This window comes from Mesorhizobium sp. M5C.F.Ca.ET.164.01.1.1 (assembly GCF_004792125.1).
Taxonomy (GTDB): domain Bacteria; phylum Pseudomonadota; class Alphaproteobacteria; order Rhizobiales; family Rhizobiaceae; genus Mesorhizobium; species Mesorhizobium wenxiniae.
Genome location: NZ_SRTG01000526.1, coordinates 1 through 293 on the forward strand (window position 1 = coordinate 1; position 293 = coordinate 293).

The 293-nt window shown below is 63.5% G+C and carries 1 protein-coding gene; it reads right to left on the minus strand.

Translation table 11 applies throughout. The annotated features are described in order from the left end of the window. On the minus strand, nucleotides 1–293 hold a 293-nt coding region (locus EN807_RS34575), incomplete at both ends, for a glycoside hydrolase TIM-barrel-like domain-containing protein (protein ID WP_135938094.1).

A 293-nucleotide genomic window follows, 5' to 3' on the forward strand; every position in this document is an offset into this window, starting at 1 on the left:
CGCTCTTCCGATCTCGGCAATGGGGGTTCGCCGCCGGGCCGTGCGGTCGGCTTCGCTTGCATAAAACCAGTCGAAACCCTCGCCAGCCGTAACGGCGCGGCGGAAGGCCACAGCGTCATCCGGGCCGGTCATGCCGTCAGGATTGCCGTTTGCGGCATCTTCGTCGCGCCAGTCGGAGAGCGGCATGTAATTGTCGATGCCAATGGCGTCGATGTCTGAACTCGCCCAGAGCGGATCGAGATGGAAGAACACGTCCCCAGAGCCGTCGGCCGGCTGGTGACCGAAATATTCGC